General features: G+C 72.2%; 18 protein-coding genes. 3 read left to right on the top strand and 15 right to left on the bottom strand.

Features of this window, described 5'->3' with window-relative positions; all coding sequences use genetic code 11:
* Positions 1–5: 5 nt before the first annotated feature.
* The 5 genes from narI to ASG23_RS08040 are packed head-to-tail and all read right to left on the bottom strand — an operon-like array spanning position 6 to position 7,931.
* Positions 6–749, bottom strand: coding sequence for a respiratory nitrate reductase subunit gamma (gene narI / locus ASG23_RS08060; protein ID WP_056022943.1), 744 nt, complete (start codon positions 747–749; stop codon positions 6–8).
* A complete protein-coding gene (gene narJ / locus ASG23_RS08055; RefSeq protein ID WP_056022940.1) occupies positions 746–1,363 on the bottom strand; it encodes a nitrate reductase molybdenum cofactor assembly chaperone in 618 nt (205 codons plus the stop codon). The genes narI and narJ overlap by 4 nt, the downstream gene beginning before the upstream one ends.
* Positions 1,360–3,021 (bottom strand): nitrate reductase subunit beta, encoded by a 1,662-nt coding sequence (gene narH, locus ASG23_RS08050; RefSeq protein WP_056022937.1) that lies wholly within the window; start codon positions 3,019–3,021, stop codon positions 1,360–1,362. Before narH ends, narJ begins: the two co-directional genes overlap by 4 nt.
* On the bottom strand, positions 3,021–6,713 hold the full coding sequence (locus tag ASG23_RS08045) for a nitrate reductase subunit alpha (RefSeq protein ID WP_056022934.1): 3,693 nt from the start codon (positions 6,711–6,713) through the stop codon (positions 3,021–3,023). The genes narH and ASG23_RS08045 overlap by 1 nt, the downstream gene beginning before the upstream one ends.
* Before the next feature lie 9 nt (positions 6,714–6,722).
* Positions 6,723–7,931: an MFS transporter gene (locus ASG23_RS08040; RefSeq protein WP_056022931.1), complete on the bottom strand. Its 1,209-nt coding sequence runs from the start codon at positions 7,929–7,931 to the stop codon at positions 6,723–6,725.
* A gap of 133 nt (positions 7,932–8,064) precedes the next feature.
* On the opposite strand from ASG23_RS08040, the gene ASG23_RS08035 reads away from it, so the two are divergent.
* Positions 8,065–8,745, top strand: coding sequence for a rhomboid-like protein (locus ASG23_RS08035; RefSeq protein WP_157465588.1), 681 nt, complete (start codon positions 8,065–8,067; stop codon positions 8,743–8,745).
* Between the two features lies 1 nt (position 8,746).
* On the opposite strand, the gene ASG23_RS08030 is transcribed toward ASG23_RS08035, so the two are convergent.
* The 10 genes from ASG23_RS08030 to ASG23_RS07985 are packed head-to-tail and all read right to left on the bottom strand — an operon-like array spanning position 8,747 to position 20,793.
* Positions 8,747–9,520 carry an FHA domain-containing protein gene (locus ASG23_RS08030; RefSeq protein ID WP_056022926.1) on the bottom strand — a complete coding sequence of 258 codons (774 nt, stop codon included), beginning with the start codon at positions 9,518–9,520 and terminating at the stop codon, positions 8,747–8,749.
* The gene (locus ASG23_RS08025) at positions 9,517–10,794 is read right to left on the bottom strand and encodes a vWA domain-containing protein (RefSeq protein ID WP_056022923.1); all 1,278 of its coding nucleotides are present in this window, start codon (positions 10,792–10,794) and stop codon (positions 9,517–9,519) included. Before ASG23_RS08025 ends, ASG23_RS08030 begins: the two co-directional genes overlap by 4 nt.
* A gap of 13 nt (positions 10,795–10,807) precedes the next feature.
* Positions 10,808–11,893, bottom strand: coding sequence for a PP2C family protein-serine/threonine phosphatase (locus ASG23_RS08020; protein ID WP_157465587.1), 1,086 nt, complete (start codon positions 11,891–11,893; stop codon positions 10,808–10,810).
* Complete coding sequence (locus tag ASG23_RS08015; RefSeq protein WP_056022922.1) at positions 11,878–14,169, bottom strand: serine/threonine-protein kinase; 2,292 nt, start codon at positions 14,167–14,169, stop codon at positions 11,878–11,880. Before ASG23_RS08015 ends, ASG23_RS08020 begins: the two co-directional genes overlap by 16 nt.
* Complete coding sequence (locus ASG23_RS08010; RefSeq protein WP_056022919.1) at positions 14,166–15,275, bottom strand: hypothetical protein; 1,110 nt, start codon at positions 15,273–15,275, stop codon at positions 14,166–14,168. Before ASG23_RS08010 ends, ASG23_RS08015 begins: the two co-directional genes overlap by 4 nt.
* On the bottom strand, positions 15,272–16,231 hold the full coding sequence (locus ASG23_RS08005) for a glutamate ABC transporter substrate-binding protein (RefSeq protein ID WP_056022916.1): 960 nt from the start codon (positions 16,229–16,231) through the stop codon (positions 15,272–15,274). The genes ASG23_RS08010 and ASG23_RS08005 overlap by 4 nt, the downstream gene beginning before the upstream one ends.
* Complete coding sequence (locus ASG23_RS08000; RefSeq protein WP_056022913.1) at positions 16,228–17,523, bottom strand: hypothetical protein; 1,296 nt, start codon at positions 17,521–17,523, stop codon at positions 16,228–16,230. The genes ASG23_RS08005 and ASG23_RS08000 overlap by 4 nt, the downstream gene beginning before the upstream one ends.
* Positions 17,520–19,016: an AAA family ATPase gene (locus tag ASG23_RS07995; protein WP_082515984.1), complete on the bottom strand. Its 1,497-nt coding sequence runs from the start codon at positions 19,014–19,016 to the stop codon at positions 17,520–17,522. The genes ASG23_RS08000 and ASG23_RS07995 overlap by 4 nt, the downstream gene beginning before the upstream one ends.
* Complete coding sequence (locus tag ASG23_RS07990; RefSeq protein WP_056022910.1) at positions 19,013–19,537, bottom strand: hypothetical protein; 525 nt, start codon at positions 19,535–19,537, stop codon at positions 19,013–19,015. The genes ASG23_RS07995 and ASG23_RS07990 overlap by 4 nt, the downstream gene beginning before the upstream one ends.
* A gap of 38 nt (positions 19,538–19,575) precedes the next feature.
* The gene (locus ASG23_RS07985; protein ID WP_056022908.1) at positions 19,576–20,793 is read right to left on the bottom strand and encodes a toxic anion resistance protein; all 1,218 of its coding nucleotides are present in this window, start codon (positions 20,791–20,793) and stop codon (positions 19,576–19,578) included.
* A 209-nt stretch (positions 20,794–21,002) separates the two neighbouring features.
* Here ASG23_RS07985 and ASG23_RS07980 point away from each other — a divergent pair, with 209 nt between their 5' ends.
* Together ASG23_RS07980 and ASG23_RS07975 are read left to right on the top strand one after the other, a co-directional pair.
* Positions 21,003–21,575: a sigma-70 family RNA polymerase sigma factor gene (locus tag ASG23_RS07980; protein WP_056022905.1), complete on the top strand. Its 573-nt coding sequence runs from the start codon at positions 21,003–21,005 to the stop codon at positions 21,573–21,575.
* Entirely contained in the window at positions 21,572–23,044 is a 1,473-nt protein-coding gene (locus tag ASG23_RS07975) for a hypothetical protein (protein ID WP_056022902.1), read from the top strand. Before ASG23_RS07980 ends, ASG23_RS07975 begins: the two co-directional genes overlap by 4 nt.
* The last annotated feature ends 20 nt before the right edge of the window (positions 23,045–23,064 follow it).

Raw genomic sequence — 23,064 nt, 5'->3', positions numbered from 1 at the left:
GGGAGCTACCGGCGCACCTTGTCGTCCGACGGGCTCCAGCCGGGCCGCGTCGCCCGGCTCCCGGTGCGGTCGGACCGGCTGCGGTAGACCACGTACGGGCGCCACAGGTAGAAGATCGGCACGCTCAGCACGTGCACCAACCGCGTGAACGGCCACAGGGAGAACAGGAGCATCGCCACCATGGCGTGCGCCTGGAACCCGAACGGCGCGTCGACCATCAGCTCCGGCCTCGGCTGGAACAGGAAGATGCCGCGGAACCACTCGGACACCCCCGTGCGGTAGTCGTAGTCGCCGTTGAGGTTGAGCACCGACCCGGCCACCGTGTTCCAGACGCCGAGCACGATCACCAGCGCGAGGAACAGGTACATGACCTTGTCCATCTGCGTGGTCGCGCTGAACACGGGCCCGGTCGTGCGGCGCCGGTAGATGAGCAGCGCGAGTCCGACCAGCGTGCAGAACCCCGCGACGGCACCGATGCTCACCGCCATGACGTGATAGAGCTCCTCCGAGATCCCGACCGCCGACGTCCAGCTCTCCGGGATGCCCAGGCCCATCACGTGCCCGAAGAACACGGCGAGGATCCCGAAGTGGAACAGCGGGCTGCCCCAGCGCAGCAGCCGGCTCTCGTACAGCTGCGACGAGCGCGTGGTCCAGCCGAACTTGTCGTAGCGGTACCGCCAGACGTGACCGAACACGAAGAACGCGAGGCACACGTACGGGATGACGACCCACAGCAGGACGCCGCTCATCGGGGCATCCCCGCCATCGCGCCGTACGGCTCCAGGCCCACCTGCTCACCGGGAGGGCCTTCCGCGGCCAGCCGGGCTACGGCCTCCCGCTCGTCGCCACGCAGCGCAGGGAGCGTCGAGCAGACGGCGGTGAGCGCGCCGGCCCACGGCGAGCCACGGTCCAGCAGCGCGAGCCGCAGCAGCTCCAGACCCGCCCGGTGCTCGAGCAGCAGCCGGGTGCCCGCCTCGACGTCACCCGTCGCGCTGAACTCCAGCACGACGCACAGGTGGTCGGGCAGCTCGTCGGGACTGACCTCCAGGCCGGCCGCCCGGTACGCCCGCTTGAACGCGAGCAGCGCCATCCCCCGCTCCCGGGTGTCGCCGTACGCGTAGTACGTCAGGTGCAGGCAGATCTTGCGACGCAGGTCGAAGGTGTCGACGTACTCGGCTGTGAGGCCCCCGGGCCCAGCGAGGGGTGTGGTCGCCAGATGGTCGAGCAGCACGTCGAACGCACGGGTCGGTGCGACGGCGCGCAGGTCGGGCACCTGGGCCACGAGCTCCGCCGTGGGGTACTCCAGGAGCAGCGCCGCGATCCGATGCGTCAGGGCCGTGGCGCGGGCGTCGTCGCGCTTCATGACGGGTCCTTCCGCTCGGGGAACAGACCTGGCGGGGGTGCTCCCTTGCCGTCCCAGTTGAGCAGGTTCACGCGTCCGCCCTGCCCGCCGGTCGGGGTCACCTCGTCGGCGGTCTGACGGTCCTTGAGCGCCCGGAAGTTCTCGACCGCCAGCGGGGTGTTCGACCCCGACCCCTCGCCGAACGGCCCGGACCCGCCCATGCCCGGCCCGCCCTCGTAGTCGAGGCTGCACTCGGTGGCCAGCTCCTCCAGGTCGTGCGCGGCCTCGGCGTGCGCGGACGGGATCACGTACCGCTCGTCGTACTTGGCGATGGCCAGCAGCCGGTACATGTCGAGCATGTCCTGCTCGGTCATGCCCACCGCCGCGGGGATCGTCGGGTCGGCGTCGCGGCCCATCGAGATGTCCCGCATGTACGAGCGCATCGCGGCGAGCTTCTTGAGCACGCCCGTGACCGGGGCGGTGTCGCCGGCCGTGAACAGCTCCGCGAGGTACTCGACCGGGATGCGGAGCTGGTCGATGGCCGCGAACAGGTTGCCCTTGGCCTCCGCGTCCTCCCCCGTCTCCGCGACCGCGTCCACCACGGGCGACAGCGGCGGGATGTACCAGACCATCGGCATGGTCCGGTACTCCGGGTGCAGGGGCAGCGCCACCTTGTAGGTGCTGATCAGGGACCAGATCGGGGAGCGCTGGGCGGCCTCGATCCAGTCGCGAGGGATGCCCGCACGCTCGGCCTCCCGGACCACCGCGGGGTCGTGCGGGTCGCAGAACACTCCCCGCTGCGCCTCCAAGAGGTCGTGCTCGTCGGTCACCGACGCCGCCTCCAGCACCTTGTCGGCGTCGTACAGCACGAGGCCCAGGTACCGCAGGCGGCCGACGCACGTCTCCGAGCAGACCGTCGGCAGGCCCACCTCGATGCGCGGGAAGCAGAACGTGCACTTCTCGGCCTTGCCCGTGCGGTGGTTGAAGTAGATCTTCTTGTACGGGCACCCCGTCACGCACTTGCGCCAGCCCTTGCACTGGTCCTGGTCGACCAGCACGATCCCGTCCTCGGCCCGCTTGTAGATGGCCCCCGACGGGCACGACGCGGCGCACGACGGGTTGAGGCAGTGCTCGCAGATGCGCGGCAGGTAGAACATGAACGTCTGCTCGAGCTCGAACGTGATCTTCTCGGACACCCTGGCCAGGATCGGGTCGCCCACGAGGGTCGCCGCACTGCCCCCGAGGTCGTCGTCCCAGTTGGCGCTCCACCCGATCTGCATCGGCTCACCGCTGATCAGCGACCGCGGCCGGGCCACCGGGGTGTGCTCCTGCAGCGGCGCGGTGGTCAGCGTCTCGTAGTCGTACGTCCACGGCTCGTAGTAGTCGTCGAGCGACGGCATCTTCGGGCTGACGAAGATCGTCGCCAGGTTCTTCAGCCGACCGCCTGCCCGGAGCTTGAGCCGGCCGCGCTTGTTCAGCGTCCAGCCGCCCTGCCAGCGCTCCTGGTCCTGGTACGTGCGCGGGTACCCCTGCCCGGGGCGGGTCTCCACGTTGTTGAACCAGACGTACTCGGTGCCCGCGCGGTTCGTCCACGCCTGCTTGCACGTGACCGAGCAGGTGTGACAGCCGATGCACTTGTCGAGGTTCATGACCATCGACATCTGCGCCATGATCCGCATCAGTACTGCACCTCCTGCGAGCGCCGGCGGATCACGGTGACCTCGTCACGCTGGTTGCCCGTCGGGCCGAGGTAGTTGAACGCGAAGGTCAGCTGTGCGTAGCCGCCGATGAGATGGCTCGGTTTCATGAGGATGCGGGTCAACGAGTTGTGGATGCCGCCGCGCTTGCCGGAGGCCTCCGAGCGGGGGACGTCGATGAGCCGGTCCTGCGCGTGGTGCATGTAGACGGTCCCCTCGGGCATGCGGTGGGAGACGATCGCGCGGGCGACGACGACGCCGTTGCGGTTGACCGCCTCGATCCAGTCGTTGTCCGTGACGCCGATCTTGTCGGCGTCCTTCTGGCTCATCCAGATGCCGGGCCCGCCACGCGACAGGCTGAGCATCAGCAGGTTGTCCTGGTACTCGGAGTGGATGGACCACTTGTTGTGCGGCGTCAGGTACCGCACCGCGATGCCGAGCTCACCGTTCGACCCCACCTGCGGCTCCCCGAACAGGGCCGCCATGTTCAGCGGTGGCCGGAACACCGGCAGGTTCTCCCCGAGCTCGGTCATCCAGTCGTGGTCCAGGTAGAAGTGCTGCCGGCCGGTCAGGGTGTGCCAGGGCTTGAGGCGTTCGACGTTGATGGTGAACGGCGAGTACCGACGCCCGCCGGACTCCGAGCCGGACCACTCGGGCGACGTGATGACCGGCGTCGGCGCCGCCTGCGTGTCCGCGAACGTCACCTGCTTGCCCTCGTGCTCGGCGGCCAGGTCAGCCAGCGGCCGGCCGGTGCGCTTCTCCAGGGTGTGGAACCCCTCGGTGGCCAGGTGCCCGTTGGTGGTGCCGGACAGCGCGAGGATCGCCTCGCACACGTGCACGTCGCGCTGGAGCGCCGGCCGCCCGTCGCCTGCGCCCCCGCGCACCAGGCCGTTCTTGTGCCCGAGGTAGTCGATCGGCTTGGTGAGGTCGAACGTGATGCCCTTCGTCGTCGCACCGAGGCTGGAGGCGAGCGGCCCGAGCGCGCCGAGCTTGTCGGCAACCGCCGGGTAGTCCCGCTCGACGACCACCAGCTTCGGCATCGTCACGCCCGGCACCGGGTCGCCCTCGCCCGCCTTCCAGTCGCGCACGATGCCCGACGGTGTCGCCATCGCGTCCGGGGTGTCGTGCGTCAGCGGGACGGCGACCACGTCCTGGCGCACCCCGAGGTGGGTCGCGGCCTGGGCGCTGAACGCCCGCGCGATCTCGTGGAACGCGTCGAAGTCGGTGCGGGTCTGCCACGGCGGGGCGATGGCCGGGTTGAACGAGTGCACGAACGGGTGCATGTCGGTGCTGCTCAGGTCGTACTTCTCGTACCAGGTGGCCGCGGGGAGGACCACGTCGCTGAAGACCGTGGTCGACGTCATCCGGAAGTCGAGCGTCAGCAGCAGGTCGAGCTTGCCGCGCGGCGCCTCGTCCCTCCACACGACGTCCCGCGGCCGGTGCTCGGGCGGCGCCTCCTCCGCTCGCAGGGAGGAGTCGGTCCCCAGCAGGTGCTCGAGGAAGTACTCGTTGCCCTTGGCAGAGCTGCCCAGCAGGTTGGAACGCCAGATGGTCAACACGCGCGGGAAGTTCTCGGGGGCGTCCGGGTCCTCGCCGGCGAACCGCAGCGACCCGTCCTGGAGGGCCTGGGGGATGTACTGCGTGGCCGGGGTGCCCGAGGCGGCAACGTCGTCCGCCAGCGTGAGCGGGTTGCGGTCGAACGTGGGGTAGCTCGGCATCCACCCGAGCCGCGCGGACTGCGCCAGAACGTCGGCGGTGGTCATCCCCGCCCAGAGGCCGCCCGCCTTCGACGCCGCGAGCGCGTCGGCCCCGAAGTGGTCGTACCGGAACTGGTCGGTGTGCAGGTACCAGTACGCGGTCTGGATCATGTTCCGCGGCGGTCGCGACCAGTCGAGCGCGTTGGCGTACAGGCTGTAGCCGGTGATGGGCCGGACCTTCTCCTGGCCGACGTAGTGTGCCCACCCGCCACCGTTGACGCCCTGCGTCCCGCACAGGTTGGTGAGGGTGAGGAACGCGCGGTAGATGGTGTCGGCGTGGAACCAGTGGTTGGTGCCGGCGCCCATGAGGATCATCGACCGGCCCTTCGACTCCTCCGCGTTCGCGGCGAACTCCCGCCCGATCTTCTCCGCCTTCGCGGCGGGCACACCGGTGATCACCTCCTGCCACGCGGGGGTGCACGGCGACGACGCGTCGTCGTACCCGGTGGGCCAGATGCCGGGCAGTCCCGGGCGTCCGACGCCGTACTGCGCGAGCAGCAGGTCGAACACCGTCGTGACCGTCCGCCCCGCCACCTGCCTCGTCGGGACACCCCGCAGGATGCTCCCCGCCGAGCCGTCGACCGCGTCGAAGCGCGGCATGGTGACAGCGGCGGTGCCCGACCCGGTTCCTGCCGCGCTGAGCTGCGGGTTCACCGAGGCGAGGTCCAGGTTCCAGCGACCCTCACCCTCGGCCCCGTACCGGAACCCGAGCGAACCGTTGGGCACCACCGGCTCCCCGGTCGTCTCGTCGAGCAGGACCGTCTTGAACTGCGCGTTCTCCGACGTCTCCCCGAGGTCCGCGGCGGTCAGGAACTTGCCGGGCACGAAGCCGTCCCCGTTCGCGTCGAGCGTGATCAGGAACGGCAGGTCGGTGTACTGCTTGACGTACCCGTCGAAGTACGGCGTGGTCCGCTCGACGAAGAACTCCCGCAGGATCACGTGCCCCATCGCCATCGCGAGCGCACCGTCGGTGCCGGGCGCGGGCGCCAGCCACTCGTCGGCGAACTTCACGTTGTCCGCGTAGTCCGGGGAGACGGCGACCACCTTCTGCCCCCGGTACCGCGCCTCGACCATCCAGTGCGCGTCCGGGGTGCGGGTCACGGGCACGTTCGAGCCCCACATGATCAGGTAGCCGGCGTCCCACCAGTCCCCCGACTCCGGCACGTCCGTCTGGTCGCCGAACACCTGCGGCGAGGCCACCGGCAGGTCCGCGTACCAGTCGTAGAACGAGAGCATCGGGGCGCCGAGCAGGGCGTAGAACCGGGCGCCGACCCCGTGCGACACCATCGACATCGCGGGGATCGGCGAGAAGCCCGCGATCCGGTCCGGGCCGTGCTCCTTGATCGTGTGCACGTGGGCCGCGGCGACCATCTCGACGGCCTCCGCCCAGGACGCCCGCACAAGTCCGCCCTTGCCGCGGGCCGCCTTGTACCGGGCGGACCGCACCGGGTCGCCCACGACGTCCGCCCACGCCAGCACCGGATCGCCCAGCCGGGCCTTGGCCTCGCGGTACATCTCCAGCAGCACTCCCCGCACGTACGGGTACCGCACGCGCGTCGGCGAGTAGGTGTACCAGGAGAACGCCGCGCCCCGCGGGCAGCCGCGTGGCTCGTACTCGGGGCGGTCCGGGCCGGTCGACGGGTAGTCCGTCTGCTGCGCCTCCCACGTGATGATGCCGTCCTTGACGAACACCTTCCACGAGCACGAGCCCGTGCAGTTCACGCCGTGTGTCGACCGGACGACCTTGTCGTGGCTCCAGCGGTCCCGGTAGAACGTGTCCGCGTCGCGCTTGCCGATCTGATGGAGGGTCCGCAGGTCCGCCGACACCTCGTTCTTCGTCAGGAACCGCCGCGTCCGCAGCAGCGCTTCGACGACCCCCTCGTCCAGGCCCGGTCGGCGTCCCTGCTCGATCGTCATGTGGGCTCCCTAGCTGGTGGTGACCTCGGCGGCACGTGCGAGAGCGGCCCGGCGGACCGGGCCCCAGGTGAACCAGGCGACGCCGAAGGCGCTGGCGGCGAGCAGGACATAGCCGAGGCTGTAGTCGCCCACCTGGTCGTAGACCGCGCCCATGACGAGCGGCGGGAAGAAGCCGCCCAGGCCACCGGCGGCTCCGACGATGCCCGTCACCGCACCGACCTTGTCCGCGGGGGCGACCTGCGCCACCAGGGCGAACACCGCGCCGGACGACGCACCGAGCGCGGCGGCCAGGCCCAGGAACGCGATCGTCGCCACGGGCACCAGGGGCAGCTCGAGCGCGGCGACCAGAGCCAGGCCCGCCGCCGCGACGAACGCGACCATCAGCACGGGCACCGGACCGACCTTGTCCGACAGCGTGCCGCCGACCGGGCGCATCGCGACGGCGAGCACGACGAACCCCGCGGTCCGGGCCGCGGCGTCGCTCGCGGTGAGGTCGTAGGCGTTCACCAGGTACGTCGGCAGGTAGACGCTGAACGCGACGAACCCGCCGAAGCCCAGCGCGTACAGCAGCGAGAGCTGACCGGTCGCGGGGATGCGGGCCGTCGCCCACGTGCGGGCCAGGAACGAGCCCGGCGGCCGCGGGCGGCCGGGCTTGTCCCGCAGCAGCAGTGCCGAGACGACCGCGTAGACGGCCAGCACGCACGCGACCAGCACGAACGGCGCCTCGTGCCCGTACGCATCCGTGATCCGCACCGTGGTGAACGCCGAGATCGCCGTGCCGCCCATGCCGAGCCCGAAGATGCCGAGCGCCGTCCCTCGACGCTCGGGCGCGAACCACTGGTTGACCGCCGGCACCCCGATGGCGAACGCGGTGCCGCCGAGCCCGAGGAAGAAGCCGCCGACGAGCATCGCCGCATACGTCTCCGCCACGAACCCGATGAAGAGCACCGGCAGGATCGTCAGGGCGGTGACCGTCGGGAACATGCGGCGCGACCCGAACCGGTCGGTCAGCGCGCCGACGGGGATCCGACCCAGCGATCCCACGATCACCGGCACCGCGACGAGGACCGACTGCTGGACCCCCGTGAGGCCGAGCGCCTTCCCGTACGAGCCGCCGAGCGGGCTGATGAGCGCCCACGCCCAGAAGTTGACCAGGAAGCCGACGGTCGACACCACCAGAACGCGCGTCGCAGTCCGTCCGTCGGTCTGTTGAGCCATGCGACCCCCCGAGCTCGGCCCGGCGGCAGCGCGCGGACCTGGCGTTCTTCGGAAGTTAGCACCGACGGGTCACGAGGCACACCAGCCGCGTGGGCCGCGTCGGGTGGCAGCGCGCGGGGATAGCGTGACCGCCATGACGGACGGGCAGCCGGCACCGCAGCGGCGAGGCAGGGTCGACACCCGGGCCGTGCTCCGGGACGTCGGCCGGACCGTCGCGCACGCCGACCTGGCGATCGCGTACTGCGCCACGGTGACGCTGGTGACGCTCGTCGTGATGCTCCAGCCCGAGGAGCGCACCGCCGAGATCCTCGCGAGCGTCAGCGCCAACCTCGACAACCTGCAGGCCGCGCCGGTCGTTTCGATGCTCGGGAGCGCGTTCGTCGTCGAGAGCGGCTGGGGGCTCGCTCTGGTGGTGCAGCTCCTGGTCGTGCTGGCCTACCTGCAGCGGTTCGTCGGCCGACTCGCGTCGGTGGTCGTCGGTCTGGCCGGGCACGTCGGCGCGGGGCTCGTGGTCGCCGCCGGCCTCGCGACAGGGATCTTCCACGGGTTCGTCGACGAGAGCGTCGCGGCGGCGACCGACGTCGGCGTCAGCTACGTGATGGCCGCGGCGATGGGGTTCCTGGTGCTCGCCGTCCCGCCACCCTGGCGCTGGTGGTACCTGGGCGCGACCGCGGTCTACTGGCTGCTACCGGGCGCGATCTACCGGACGTTCACCGACGCCGGCCACGCGAGCGCCCTGGCGATCGGGCTCCTGCTGGCGCTCGTCGCCGCCCGCGCGGTGGCCGCCGACCGCGACCGGTCGGGGCGGGCCTGAGTCAGACCTCGCCCGGCAGCGCCGTCCGGATCACGATGCGGGTCCACGCCCCGAGGTAGAGCCGGTCGCCGTCCTCGATCTCCCGGCGCTGGCCGGCGGGGATCGGGGTGGTCGGCAGAGGGTCGCCCGCGCGGCTCACGTAGGTGCCGTTGGCGGACTGCAGGTCCTCCACCCACCACCGCTGGCCGTCGGTGTTGAGCTGGCAGTGCCGGCGGGAGACGCCGGAGTCCGTGCCGCAGTCGACCGCGGGGTGGATGTTGCGGGACACCGACGGACGGCCGACGAGCACGCTGCGCTCCCGCAGCGGGACCAGGCCGGGCAGACCGGCCGACGGCATCGGGTCCTCGGCCTTCTGCGCCGCGTACCAGTCCGGGTCGACCCAGATCTCGGCGACCCACGAGTCCTCGCCCTCGGGGGCAGGGGTGGGGAGCGCCGTGCCGGCGGGATCGGCCTCGACCGCCGGTGTCGGGGTGCTCGCAGGAGCGGGGCTCGAGGCCGGCGCCGGGTCCGAGGCCGGGGCAGGGATCGGGGCCGGGGCAGGGATCGGGGCCGGTGCGGTACCCGTCGTGAAGTCGTAGCCGCACACCTCGCAGAACAGGGCCAGCGACGACGCGGGGGCCCCGCAGTGCGGGCAGGTCGTCGCCGTCCCCGTCGAGGACGGCGCAGCGGGCGCGGGCGCCTCCACCGAGACAGCCGCCTCGATGGGCGAGCCGCAGACGTCGCAGTAGTCGGTCGAGGTGGAGGGGTGACCGTTGGGGCAGGTGACGGTGCTCACCGGCGGACCCGGGTGGTCTTTGTCGAGGCCGTGTCGAGCGCCATCTCGTCGAGCTTGTCGGTGTTGCGCTTGAGTCGCACCGTGCCCTGTTCCTCGTCGTCGATCTCGACCACGCGCCGCAGCCGGGACGTGGCCTCCTCGTTGCCGGTCTCCGCGGCCAGCTGCACCGCGCGGCCCAGCTTCACGGTCGCGGTGGCCTCGTCGCCGGACGCCTTCGCGGCCAGGCCTTCCTGGATGACCGACGCGAGCTCGGCCTGCCCCGTGTAGTGCGCGACCTCGGGGTTGATGCGGGCCGTCAGCGAGCTGTCGTCGGACCAGCGAGCCTTGACCAGCCCGGAGGCCAGCACGTCACCGCCGACCGCGATCTGCACGCGCGCCGCCAGCTGCTCCGAGCCGACAGGCTTCGACGGCACCCGGATCGCCACGTGGTAGTCGCGGGACTCGTCCCCCCACGCCCCGGTGGGGTACGCGCCGGTCAGGGCGTTCACCTCCGTGCGTCGCGCGGTGATGTCCTCGACCGTCGGGGCGACCTGCCGGACGAACAGGACCTGCGCGCCCTGCGGCGCCCAGACGCGCAGCTCCGCATCGGCGACACCCTTGGACATCGACTCGTTGACCAGCGCCTTGAAGTCCGCCGCGATGTCGGCCGGGTTGCGGATCAGGTCCACGGTGCCCAGCAGCGCCGTAGCGATCTCGCGCAGCTCGGCGACCTCCCAGCTGGAGCCGACGCCGCGCGCGTCGCACTGGAAGTGCCCGGTGACGGCGCGGATCGCCGACGACAGCTCGCCGCGCGGCTCCGACTCGTTGCGACCGTCCGTGAGCAGGATCGCGTGCTTCTGCGCCACCTGCGGAACCTCGGCGAAGATCGCGTCGGCGAGCCGCAACCACGTGCTCATCGCGGTGCCGCCCGACGGGCGCATGTAAGAGATCGCGCGCTTGGCCTCCTCGCGCGCGCCCGGCTCCATCTGCACGATCGCGACCGGCGCGTTCGGGTACGGGAAAGCGCGGTTGGCCACGTGGCTGCCGCCGATGACCGAGAACCACGTGCCGTCGGCGATCTGGTCGACCGCCACCTGCGCCGCGTACTTGGCGGCGTCGATGTTCGGGCCGCTCATCGACCCCGAGGTGTCGATGATGACGATCTCCGCGACTCCCCCGCTGCTGGCGGCGGCGGTACCCGCGCCGGAGCTGGTGACCGTGACGATCGCGTGCACGTCCGTGGCACCGTCGGAGAGGAACTCGTTCTGGAACACCTCGGTACGGAAGTCGGCCACTGTGGCTCCTCGATCAGCGTGCGGACGATGCCGGGTCGACCGGCACGGCGTGCCCGGTGTCCCCGGTGTGGACAGTATCGACGGGTGCTGCGACGCGGGCCAGCGCCGCGGTGATGTTGTCGTGCCCACCCTGCTCGTTCGCCCAACGGACCAGCTCGGCGGCGATGACGTCCGGGGCGTTTCCCACCTGCGCGATGGTGCGGTGAAGCAGGTCGGCGACGTCGGTGGCCTCGGAGCAGTAGTTCCACAGGCCGTCCGAGCAGGCGAGCACCCAGCCGGGTCCCTGCGTCCGGGTGGTGCCCGTACCGGGGACCACCGTCTCGGCATCGGGGCCAAGCCACCGGGTGATGGCATGCCCCTCGCGCGACGCCTCGGCCTTGGCCCGGGGCACACCGCGCGCGATCATCTCGTTCGCCGCGGAGTCGTCGACGCTGACCTGGTGGGCGACCCCCTCGTCCGGCAGCCAGTACACCCGCGAGTCCCCGAGCCAGCCCGCGACGACGGTCGGGCCGTCGACGACCGCGGCGACGAACGTGCACGACGGCGGCTCGACGCGGTCCGTCGTGTCCCCGACGGCGTCGGCGATGGCCTGGTCGGCCGCAGCCGCGGCAGTGACCAGGAGCGCCGACCATGCGCCGACCGTGCTGCCCGCCGACCCCGTGACCAGGACGTCCCGCGCGGCGCGCGCCGCGGTGAGGCTCGCGATGTCGGAGTCCGGCACGTTCGACACCCCGTCGCAGACCACGAGGACGGCGGTCGGACCGCTCAGCCCCAGCGCCATCGCGTCCTCGTTGCGAGTCTTGCGCCGCCCGCGGTCGCACACCCCGCCCACCAGCGCCGACGGGAGCTCGCTCCAGTGGTCACGCTCGTCGACGGCCGGCTCGCCGCAGTTCTCGCAGTAGCCGTCCGCCGCGATCGTCCCGCCGCACGCCCGGCACACCGGGGCGGCCGTGGGCTCGTCCGGGACGACCACCGCGACCGCCGTTGCAGCGGCAGCGGCGGGAGCGGGGGCGCCCAGCGGCGTGCCGCAGTGCTCGCAGAACCTCGAGTCCTCCTCGGCGATCGTCGCGCACGCGCCGCAGGTCACCACGTGGTCCACCGACGGACCTCGTTGGCCTGGTCGACCAGCGCGATCCGTTCGTCGTGGCTGTCGTTCAGCACCGCCGACTCCCGCAGCGCCGCCTCGAGGGCGTCCCGCAGCTCGGGCTCCCGGGCGGGCACGCCGCCCAGGAGGACGGTGCTCGACGGACCCGTCTTCAGCACCGTCGCGAGCGCCGACCCGAGCACGTCGACCCGCAGCGCGGCCCGTACCCGCGGCTCGATCGAGACGGTCTGGACGCTCGCCAGCGCGTCGGACAGCGCCGACAGGTCCCCGCTCGACGTCGCCAGGATGTGCGCCCGCATCATCCGGGAGTCGACGTAGGAGCTGCGCGTGGCGGTCACCAGGTCGAGCGCGGCGAGCGCACCGCGCAGGTCGCCGCGCGCCCGCCGGATGCGCGCCAGGCCGAACGCCGCGGGCGCCGTGTAGTTGGCGTCCGAGCGGGCGCAGATGACGTAGAGCGACTCCGCGATGTCCGGCTCCCCGCTCAGCTCGCACGCGGTGGCCAGCGCGAGCTTCGGCGCCAGCTCCCCGGGCACCTGCCCGTAGACCGCGTTGAACGAGGCGCGGGCCGCGACCGGGTCACCGGTGCTCAGCTGGGCGAGCCCGCCGACCCACGCGGCACGCCACTCCCAGGGATCGTCCTCGAGGATCTTCGCGATCGTCTCGTCGACGAGCTGCTGCGCGCCCGCCTCGATCGCGGCCGTCGTCCGCCGCAGGCGGACCTCGACGGTGTCTTGCGGCGCGTCCGCCAGGGCAGCGATGCGCTGCTGCGGGTCGCTCACGTTGACGCCCGCCAACCAGCTCGCGGCCGGGTCGCTCGCGTCGACCTTGAGCGCGGGCAGCTGGTCCCAGGCCAGCGGGTGGCCGGCCTCGTCGGAGGTCGGCGCCTCGAACAGCACGGAGGCGGCCGAGTGCAGCGCCGGGCTGCCCGGGCCGCGGTCGGTGGCGACGACCTCGCGGAGCACGCCGAGAACCTGCGCGCGCAGCTCGTCGACCGTGGCGAACCGGTCCGACGGGTCGAGGGCGCACGCCTTGGCCAGCAGCCGGTAGAACGAGTCGTACGTCTGGAAGACCGGGGTGTCCGACACGGCGGGCAGCGACGCGACGTAGGTGCTCGTGTTGCCGCGGAAGTCCAGCACCAGCGTGGCCAGGGTGCGGCCGATCGTGTAGATGTCCGAGGCCACGGACGGCCCGACCTCCGGGACCTCGGGCGCCTGGTAGCCGACCGTGCCGAAGATCGCCGAGGCCAGGTCGTCGATCCGGCGCACGCCGCCGAGGTCGATGAGCTTGACCGCGTCGCCCTGCTGGATCACGTTGTCCGGCTTGAAGTCGCAGAACAGCAGCCCGACGTCGTGCAGGTACGCGAACGCGGGCAGGATCTCGAGGACGAAGGCGAGCGCCTGGTCCACCGGAAGCGGCGTGTTGACGCCGCCGGCCTCGTCCCGACGGTCCTGCAGGATCTGCTTGAGCGAGCGACCGCCGACGAACTCCATGACGGTGTAGCCGGCGCCCTCGTGCATGGCGAAGTTGTAGATCTCGACGATCAGCGGGTGCTCGACCTCGGCCAGGAACTGCCGCTCCGAGATCGCCGCCGCGTACGCGTCCGGGTCCCCGGAGTTGAGCAGGCCCTTGAGCACCACCCAGCGACCCGAGACGTTGCGGTCGCGCGCCAGGTAGATCCAGCCCAGGCCACCGTGCGCGAGGCAGCCGACGACCTCGTACTGACCGCCCACCAGGTCGCCCGGGTTCAGCGACGGCGTGAAGTCGAAGTGGGTGCCGCACTTCGGGCAGAAGCCCGCCGTCCGGCCGGGAACCCCGTCGCGCGACCGGCCGACCTCGGCACCGCACGCCGGGCAGAAGCGCTTGCGCTCGGGCACCTCGGGGACGGCCATCACCGCCTGCAGCGGGTCCTGGACCGGGGCGGTCGGCACGGTGGTGAGCCCGGCGCCCAGCCGCGCGCCGCGCAGCCGGGTCGACGACGTGCCGACGCGGCGCGTGGGCCGCGAGGCGCCCATCGCCACGGTCCGGGCCGACCCGAGCGCGGCCGTCGCCAGCCGGCTCGAGCTGGTGCGGCCGGTGCGGGTGGACCGCTCGGCGTCGGGGTCGGCGGCCGCCGCGGAGCGGTCGGGGCTCGCCTGGGCGACCCCCGTGCCGAGCAGCGACGTCGCGGACGCGGGAGCGCCCGCTGCTGTCGCGGCCTGCGGAGACCCGCAGACGTTGCAGTAGCCGTCCTCGTAGGTGCCGGTGCAACCCGGTTCGGTGCAGGCGATCATCGTCGTCCCTCCTGACCCACCGTGGGCAGGTCTCGGGTGAGGTACTCGTACTGCTCCACGAGGAAGCGGGTCAGGGTGATCTCACAGGGTGTCCGGGAGACGACCTCACGTGCCTCGTCATACCCGGAGCGGACCGTCGGGGAGGCGCTGCGGCCGTTCGCGTCGGCCGCGGCGCGCGCGCCCTCGAGCCGGTACCGCAGCTCCGCCCGTTCGCGCAGCGGGGCGCTGTACGCGTCGGCGACGGCGTCGAACGCCCGGCCGACGGCCGCGAGCCGGTCCACGAACGCGTCGAGCTCGGTGCGCGTCTCCGGCACCGCACCCAGCCGGGACACGTCCGGCACGGCGAGCCTGGGCGGGTGCGCGATCTCCCGACGGCACCGGTCCGCCAGCTGGTGCAGCGTCGGCTCCCGCTGCTCCAGCGCGGCCATCGCGGCACGTGCGTCGGCGCGACCCTTCTCCAGCGTGCGCCGCTGGGACACCTGCACGATGAGGTCGCGCTCCGCGAGCGCCGCGCGAGCTTCCAGCTCGGCGAGCGGGCCGGAGATGTCCGCGCCACGTGCCGCCTGCGTCACCAGCCTCAGCTCACGCGACCGCAGGCCCGCGACGAGGTCGCGCGCAGCCGTGTCGACGCCCGCGAGGTCCTCGGCACGCACGAGACCGGCCCGCAGACCACGCAACCGCGCTGCCTGGTCCGCGGTGTCCGGGTCGAACGAGAGGCGTGCCCGGACCTGGGAGATCATCGCGTCGCACAGCGTCACGGCCTCGACCAGGGAGACCAGCGCTGCGCCGAGACCGGAGTCCAGCCGGCCCCAGACCAGCTGGGACATCTTCTCCCGGTCCACCGCGTCAGCCCGGCCCGAGTCCCACACCTCGACCAGCTCGTCGGTCCGCGTGCGGATGGCCTGCCACATCGTGAGCGCGAGCAGCACGTCATCCGTGTAGCTCTCCGACGCCGGCGAGGCCTGCGCGGCCTGGTCCAACCGGTCGAGCTCGGCGCGGCGGTGCGCCAGCCACGCCTCGAGCCCGCTGAGGTACCGGAGCAGCTGGGGCGCGGGGATGGGCTCCCCGAGCCTGCCGGGCGCCTCGGGCGCGTCAGGTCCGCTCACGGGCTGTCGACCCGGCCGTACACCGAGACCGGCGGCGCGGGGGCGGGACCGAGCGCGCCCAGCCAGCGGTCGTACGACGCGGCCCAGGTGCCGTCCGCCTTCGCCTGGTCGAGCACACCGTTCACAAACTGCACGAGGTCCACCTGGTCCGCGGCGACCCCGATGCCGTACGGCTCGGCGCTGAACGCCTCACCGACGACCTTCGCATACGGGTCCTGCGCGACGAAGCCGGCCAGGATCGTGTCGTCGCCCGTGATGGCCTGGACCTTGCCCTGCTGGAAGAGCACCAGGCAGCCGGTGTGCGTCGGGGCGGGGACGGCCTCGACCCCGGGGTACGTCTCCTGGAGCCGCTCCAGGGTCGTCGTGCCCTCCGGGGCGCAGACGCGCTGGTCGCCGAGGGCTTCGAGCGCCTCGATGCTCTGCGCGTCGGAGTCCCGCGTGACCAGCACCTTCTGGCCCGCGGTCAGGTACTCCGCGGAGAACGCGATGGTCTCCCAGCGCTCGCAGTTCATGGTGAACGTGCGGGCCACCAGGTCGACCTCGTGGTTCTCCAGCACCTCGAGCCGCTGGGCGGACGTGATCACGCGGAACTGCAGCGGCCTCGCATCGCCGAAGATCGCAGCCGACACGGCGTTCAGCATGTCGATGTCGAAGCCCTCGATCTGCCCGGTCAACGGGTTGCGCGAGCCCATCAGGAGGGTGTCGGCCGAGACGCCCACGTGCAGCGCGCCGCGGTCGCGGATGGCCTGGACGGACGCACCGCCCGGGCCCGGGGTGTAGGACGTCGTGGACTCGTTGGCGTCGTCGCACACCGTCGCGGCGGGAAGCGCGACCGAGGCGACCGCCTGCTCCTGCTGTGCCACCGGCGCGGCGGCAGGTGCGCCGGCACAGCCCGCGAGCAGAGCGAACGAGGCGACGACAACCCCGAGGGCGGTGGTGGAACGTGTCGTGGTCACCGGTACTCCTCCACTCGCTTCGAGATGCCGCGCCAGGACAGCACCGCTGCCAGCAGGCCGACGACGAGCATCAGCCAGCCGATCAGGACGGACGAGCCGCCCGAGCCGGCCAACGCGTCGTGCGTCTGGGCGGCGCTGGCCTCCAGGCTGCTGGACGCCGCCGTCGAGAAGGTCTCGAACACGTCGTTCGGAGCCCCCGGTTCCTCGCTGATCGCCAGGGCGACCGCCTCGTCCCACTTCCCGGCGTCGTCGAGCGCGCGGATCTCCTGGTGCGACGCGACCCAGTCGTCGAGCAGGGGTGACAGGGCCGGATCGACCGTGGGACGGGCCAGGAGCTCGCTGGCCTCGTCGGTGTTGAGGACGAACTGCTCCTCGTAGGCCGCCCCGGAGCCGCGCTTGATGAGCGTGAACGACTCTTGGGACTTCGCGTCGTTGGCCAGCGAGTACGCCTGGGACACGGAGACGGTCGCGTCGTAGGGGCCGTTGCGCGCGTCACCGGCCTTCGCCGCGGCCGACCCGAGGACGACAGCACCGAGGATGCTCGCCGCGAGCGCCAGCACCGTGGCCCAGAACAGCCCCGCGTTCAGCCGACGGTGCGTGCGCTTGGCCAGCCACACCTGCACGACGACGAGAGCCGCGAGCGCGAGGATGCCGAGCGTGAGCAGCCACGGCACCGAGCCGACGGAGTCGAACGACGCGTCGACGCGGTCGCTGTTGGTCTGCACCAGCTCGTCGAGCTGCGGGAGCACGTCGGTGCGCAGGACTGCCGACGCCTGGTCGAGGTACGCGGCACCGACCGGGAAGCCCTGCCGGTTGTTGGCGCGGGCCTGCTCGACCAGACCGGTGTAGGTGGTCAGGCCGGCGGTCGCCTCGCCCAGGAGCTCCGCGTCGGCGGCGTTGGACCCCGCCAGCTGCGCGAGCCCGTTCGCGGCCGACGCCACGGCCTCGTCGTACCGGGCACGCTGCTGGGGCGGCTCCAGACCGCCCACCAGGAACGCGTTGGTCGCGGTCGCGTCGGCGACGACCAGGTCGTTGCGGACGTCCTGGATGCCGACCAGCTGCCGGGTGTCCGCGTCGGCGTCGGACAGCGCCTGCGACTGCGCCAGGCCGGTGGTCCAGCCGATCACCCCCACGGCGGCAGCGGCGATGACGGACACGACCCCCGCGACGCGCAGGCGTCCCGGGGTGCGGCTCAGCGCTCCACGCAGCCCGGTCCGGTGCACCGGGTTCGCCGGGTGCACCACGGTCACAGGGGCCTGGGATGCCGTCGGCGGGGCGATGGTCTGCGTCACGCGGGCTCCTCGATGTGGTCTGGCACGTCGTGCTCGTCGGCCGCCTCGGGCTCGTCAACCTTCTCGGGCTCGTCAACCCTCTCGGGCTCGTCAACCCTTTCCGGCTCGTCCGCCCTCGCGGGCTCGTCGGCCATCGGGACCAGGTCCTCCGGGAGGATCAGCCGCAGCTGGTCCACCGTCGGTTGCTCAACGTCCCGCAGGCGCCAGGCGTGCCGGGTGATCGCCTGGTCGAGCACGTTCCGGGCGTAGCGGCCGTTCCCGAACCCCTCGTCGCGGATCTGGAGCGAGGCCAGCTCCTCGAACCGCGCCAGGCACTCGGGGGTCGGCTCGAAGTCGGCCTTGGCCGCGGACCGGGCGAAGATCTCGCGCAGCTCGGTGTCCGTGTAGTCGTCGAACTCGACCGTCGTGGAGAAGCGGCTCTCCAGCCCGGGGTTGGTCGCCAGGAAGGTCGCCATCGGCCCGGGGTACCCGGCGACGATCACCACGAGGTCGTCGCGGTGGTCCTCCATGTCCTTGACCAGCGTGTTCACCGCCTCGGCGCCGTACTGGTCCTCGGCCAGGCCGTACGCCTCGTCGACGAACAGGACACCGCCCAGGGCTGTCGCGACGACCTCGGACGTCTTGACGGCGGTCTGCCCCAGGTACCCGGCGACCAGCTCGGAGCGGTCGACCTCGACCAGGTGCCCCTTGGACAGCAGCCCGAGGGCCCGGTAGATCCCGGCCACGAGGCGCGCGACGGTCGTCTTCCCGGTCCCCGGGTTGCCCAGGAACACCAGGTGTCGGGTCAGTGTCGGGGCGGTCAGGCCCGCCTCAGTGCGCAGTCGCTCGATGCGCAGGAGCTGCGTCTGCTGCCGGATCTCGGCCTTCACGCGGTTCAGCCCGACGAGCGCGTCGAGCTCGGCGAGCAGCTCGTCCAGAGTCTTGGCGGGCTTCTCCTCGGGGACGACCGTCGTGCCGGCCGCGGGCTTCGCGGTGCCGTGGACGGGCACCAGGCCCGGGTCGGCGGTGTCCGGCAGCGGCGGCAGGGCGAGCGCGGACAGGTCGAACACCGACGGGTCGACGCGCGGCAGGTCGAACGCCGACGGCGGCTCCGCGGGTGTCGCGACCGTTCCGTGGACCGCGGCGCGCTGCACGGCTGCAGTGGCGGAGGCGCGCGCGATCACCTCGATCGGAGCCGGTCCGAGGTCGCAGGCTGCGGACACGACGTCCGCGAGCGCGGCCGCGTACGGCTCAGCGTGCGGGGTGCCGACGAGCCCGGTCAGCAGGTCCGTGGGCGCCGAGCGCCACCGTCGCGCGCTGGACGCCGCCGCGAAGAACGCCCCGAAGGTCGCACCGTGCGCTCCCACGGCGTCGAGCCAGCCGGCGGCGGCACCGGGGACCGACTCGGCGACGGCAGCCGCGAGGCGTGCGCCCTCGTCGCGAACGGCGGCGTCCTCCAGCCCCGCGGAAGAGCCCACGGTCGCGAGCGCGTCGAGTGCTGCCGTCAGCGTCACGGGTGCTCCACCTGCGGGGTGTCGAGGCCGGCCTCGGGGGCCAGCGCGAGGGACGAGCCGCCGAACTTCTCCGCCAGGAACGCGCCGTGCGCCACCAGGGCGTTGGCGTCCTCGCGGGAGACGGCGTCGGAGATCTTGTCCAGCGTGACCCCGAGCAGGTCGAGCTGGTCGCACAGCACCATCAACGACGTCTTGCCCTTCGACACCACACGGCGGTCGGCGAAGTCACGCGGCAGCCGCAGGTACCCGCCCACGGCCTCGGGCAGGTAGGACGTGGCGGTCGCGACGACCGTGTGCGCCTGCTGGCTGCCGGCACCGAGCCGGTCCAGCCGCGGCGCCATGTCGTCGACGGTCCGGGTGATCCGCAGCACGCGCGCGGTCACCGCGGCGGGGACCTTGCCCGCGATCTGCTGCTCGACCTGGTGCGCGGACGCCACGATGTCGGCCGTCGTCGGCGCCGGGGCCACCTCGGGAGTCTCGGGCTCCTGGCGCCTCCCCAGCAGGCGCGCGAACCAGCTCATCTGTGCCGCCTACCCGAACCTCTGCCCACCCGGGCCGCTCAGCTCGTGCCGAGGTCGAGCGAACCGCTGGCCACGTCCGTGGTGTCCGCACGCTTGACCCGGTCGAGGTAGGAGCGCGCCTTCGTCGTCTCGGTCTCGAGGACGCCGATGGTCGTCGCCATGGAGTCGAGCGCCTTGACCTTGAACGTGTCGATCGAGTCCATGGTCGCGTAGATGTCCGAGAACGCCTGCTGCAGCTGAGGCAGCCCGACCGTGGCCTGTGCGGCTTGTTCCTGGATGCCCGCCGACTGCTCCTTGAGCATCTTGGCGGTCGACGCGATGAGGCCGGTCGTCGTGGTGTTCAGGGCCGTGATCTGGTTGAGCACGAGGCGCTGGTTGTTCAGCGCCTGGGCGACGATGACGGCGGTGCGCAGGGCGGCGACCGTGGTGGTGGTCGCCCGGTCGACGCCCTTGATGAGCTCGACGTTGTTCTTGATGATGATGTCGATGGCCAGGTAGCCCTGGATGGAGACCGCCAGCTGGGTGAGCAGGTCCTGGTGCTTCTGGCGCACGTAGAACAGGACGTCCTCGCGCAGCGCCTTGGCCCGCGCGGGGTCCGTCGCGTCGAGCTGCGCGATCGTCGTCGACAGTCGCGTGTCCAGCGACTCCGCGACGTAGATGTACTGGTGCAGGCGGGCCATGGTGTCCCAGAGGTGCTGCTTCTCCAGGTTGAGCGCGGCGTTGTCCTTGCGCAGCTCGTCCTGCCCGTTGTAGAGCGCGCGGACGATCGCGTCGATCTGCTTCTGCGAGCTCTCGTACCGGCGGAAGTAGTCGGTCATCGAGTCCCCGAACGGGATGAGCCCGAGCAGCTTCTTGCCGATCGTGGCCTCGCTGGGGTCCAGGCTCTCGACCGTCTTGCGCAGGTCCAGCAGCGACTTGCTGACCTGCGACGTGCCGGACACGCCACCCTCGCGCAGCTCCTTGACGGGCATCTGGAGCAGCCGGTTCGACGTGTCCGCGGCGGCCCGGATGTCGGCGTCGCCCATGAGGCGGATGTCGTCGGCCTTGCCCGCCATCTCCGGCGACCCGATCTGGGCGGCCATGAGCCCGTCGACGTACGCGTTGACCTTGGCGTTCAGGCCTGGCAGGGCGGCCTCGGGGATCTGCGGGGCCATCGCGGAGGCCGCCGTCGCCGCCACCGGCGCCACCGGGGCGGGCGCCTCGAGGGCGAACGCAGACTGCGGTGCGGGGGGCTGAAGGGGTGCTGCGTCGGTCATCGTCGTCCTTCACGTCCAGCGCGGCACAGAGGGCGGTTCGCCCGCGTCCTCTGCGGCATCCACAAGGCGGCATCCACAAGGTCATGGAATGGTCAAATCGTCCTCACGCGGACACTAGCACGGGGGGCCCACACGCTCGGAGACCAACCAGTCTCTGCCAAGATCCGTTCTTCTGCTGTGAGGACACGACACGGACGGGCAGGGGGCCGATGAGCGCGCGGTGGGAGGGCATCCTCGAACAGCTGGTCCAGGAGCGGTGGTCGTCGCTGCTGGCCCGCGCCACGCTCCTCGCCGCCACGCCGTCCGAGGCGGAGGACCTGGTGCAGGACGCGCTCGTCGCGACGTTCTCCAGCCGGGCCCGGTTCACCACCCTCGCCCAGGCGGAGTCGTACGTGCGCCGTGCCATCGCCACCCGCTCGATCGACCGGGCGCGCAGCGCGGCCAGCGAACGACGGGCCACCGACCGGGTCGCGGTCCGACCGCAGCGGCCGGTCGAGACGACCCTCCCCGGCCTCGAGGTGGACGTCCTGGCTGCGCTCGCGCGACTGACCCCACGACAGCGTGCGTGCGTCGTCCTGCGGCACGTCGAGGACCTGTCCGTCGCGCAGACGGCCGACCAGCTGGGGCTCAGCCAGGGCGCGGTCAAGCGGTACACGTCGGATGCCGCGAGCGCCCTGCAGCGGTGGCTGGGCACCACCACGGATCCCGAGGTCGACGACCACGATCGCCCGACCGTCGAGCTGGTCGACGGTCGCTCGACGACGAAGGGGGACCGGTCATGAGCGACCTCGGACAGCTGCTGGCCGCCACCGAGACCGCGGTGGCTCGCGCCCGGTCCGCAGAGACACCGACGCCCGACGCGCTGGCCGGGACCCTGCGGCGGGTGCGCCGGCGACGGGCGGTCCGGCACTCCGTCCAATCGATGGCCGGCGTCGCCGTGGTCGGAGTGCTCGGGGTGACGACCTGGCTCAGCACGCACCTGACGGACCCACCCATCCCGGCAACCACCACGGCTCCGACCGCCAGCCCGGCCCCGACGACGACGCCCAGACCCACACCGCCTGCGGCGGCTCCCGCGGTACCCGCGGTGCACGTCGGCACGCCGTTGCCTCTGCCGGACGGGCTGATCGAGTCCAGCACCGCCGGGTGGATGCTCGTCAGCGACGTCCAGTCGCGGACGGGCGTCGACCCGTACGCCGCCACGCCGGACGACTACCGCACGCTGCTCCTTCTGGTGTCCCCCACCGGTGAGCGGTACCCCGTGCTGGAGGTGGTGAGCGACCGCATGAGCGTCGGGGTCTCCCGGTGGACCGCAGGTCAGCCGATGGTCCTGGCGTCGAGCTCGGACGGCGCCGCCGCCGAGCAGGAGGATCTGTTCGGCACGCTGGACCTGCGGACCGGCGACCTCGCACCCTGGACCGACCTGCCCACCAGCACCCTGTGGATCGGCGGGACGCGCGACGGCGCGACCGTGTGGGCCTCGCCGCAGTGGGACCGGACCGAGATCCCCGAAGGTACGGTGCCCATGCCCCGCAACGTCCTCGGATCGCAGCTGCGCATGACCGAGTTCACGTCGATCGTGTTCCACCTGCTGGTACGCGAGGCGGACGGAACCCAGCGCGACCTCGGTCCGATCGACGACTCGCGGTACGTGACCTCCCTCAGCCCGGACGGTGCATGGGTCTCGGCGACCGCGCCCGGTGGGGAGCTCCTGCTGGTCGACCTGCGATCCGCCACCCGCACGACGGTGTCGACCGTCCCCCCGGATCGCACGTGCACGGTCGCCGGCTGGTCCGGGCCGCATCAGCTGCTGCTCTCCTGCGGCACGCCGGCCGACCTCCTCGCCATCGACGCGACGACGCCGTCGTCGCCCCCACGCCTGGTGGGGACGTCCGAGCACAGGGTCGTCGACGCGACGCCGATCGGGGACGGTCGGGTGGCACTGGGGATCGTCACGCAGGAGGCTCCGTGCGACGGCGGCGGCGACCCCGCCGTGCTGGCCGACGGCGTGGTCTCGCCGCTCACGGGCGAGTGGGGTCCGTACGACCACTCGACCTTCCTGAGGTTCGGGGGCGGTGCCGTGGTCACCGAGCTCAACGACTGCTACGTCGGTCACGGCCGCGCCGGGCGGCAGCGCACCGTCCGCACCGACCTGACCACGGGAGAGGTCACGGAGCTCTCCGTGCTCGAGGGCGAGGTCACCGACGACGGGTGGGACCGCTCGGTGTGGGGCTGGCTGGTCGGCCAGTGACGCCGAGCCCTGGGTTGGCG

Source organism: Cellulomonas sp. Leaf395, assembly GCF_001424125.1.
Taxonomy (GTDB): domain Bacteria; phylum Actinomycetota; class Actinomycetes; order Actinomycetales; family Cellulomonadaceae; genus Cellulomonas.
Note: the sequence above shows the minus strand (reverse complement) of the source record. Positions and strands in the feature narration are given on the sequence as shown.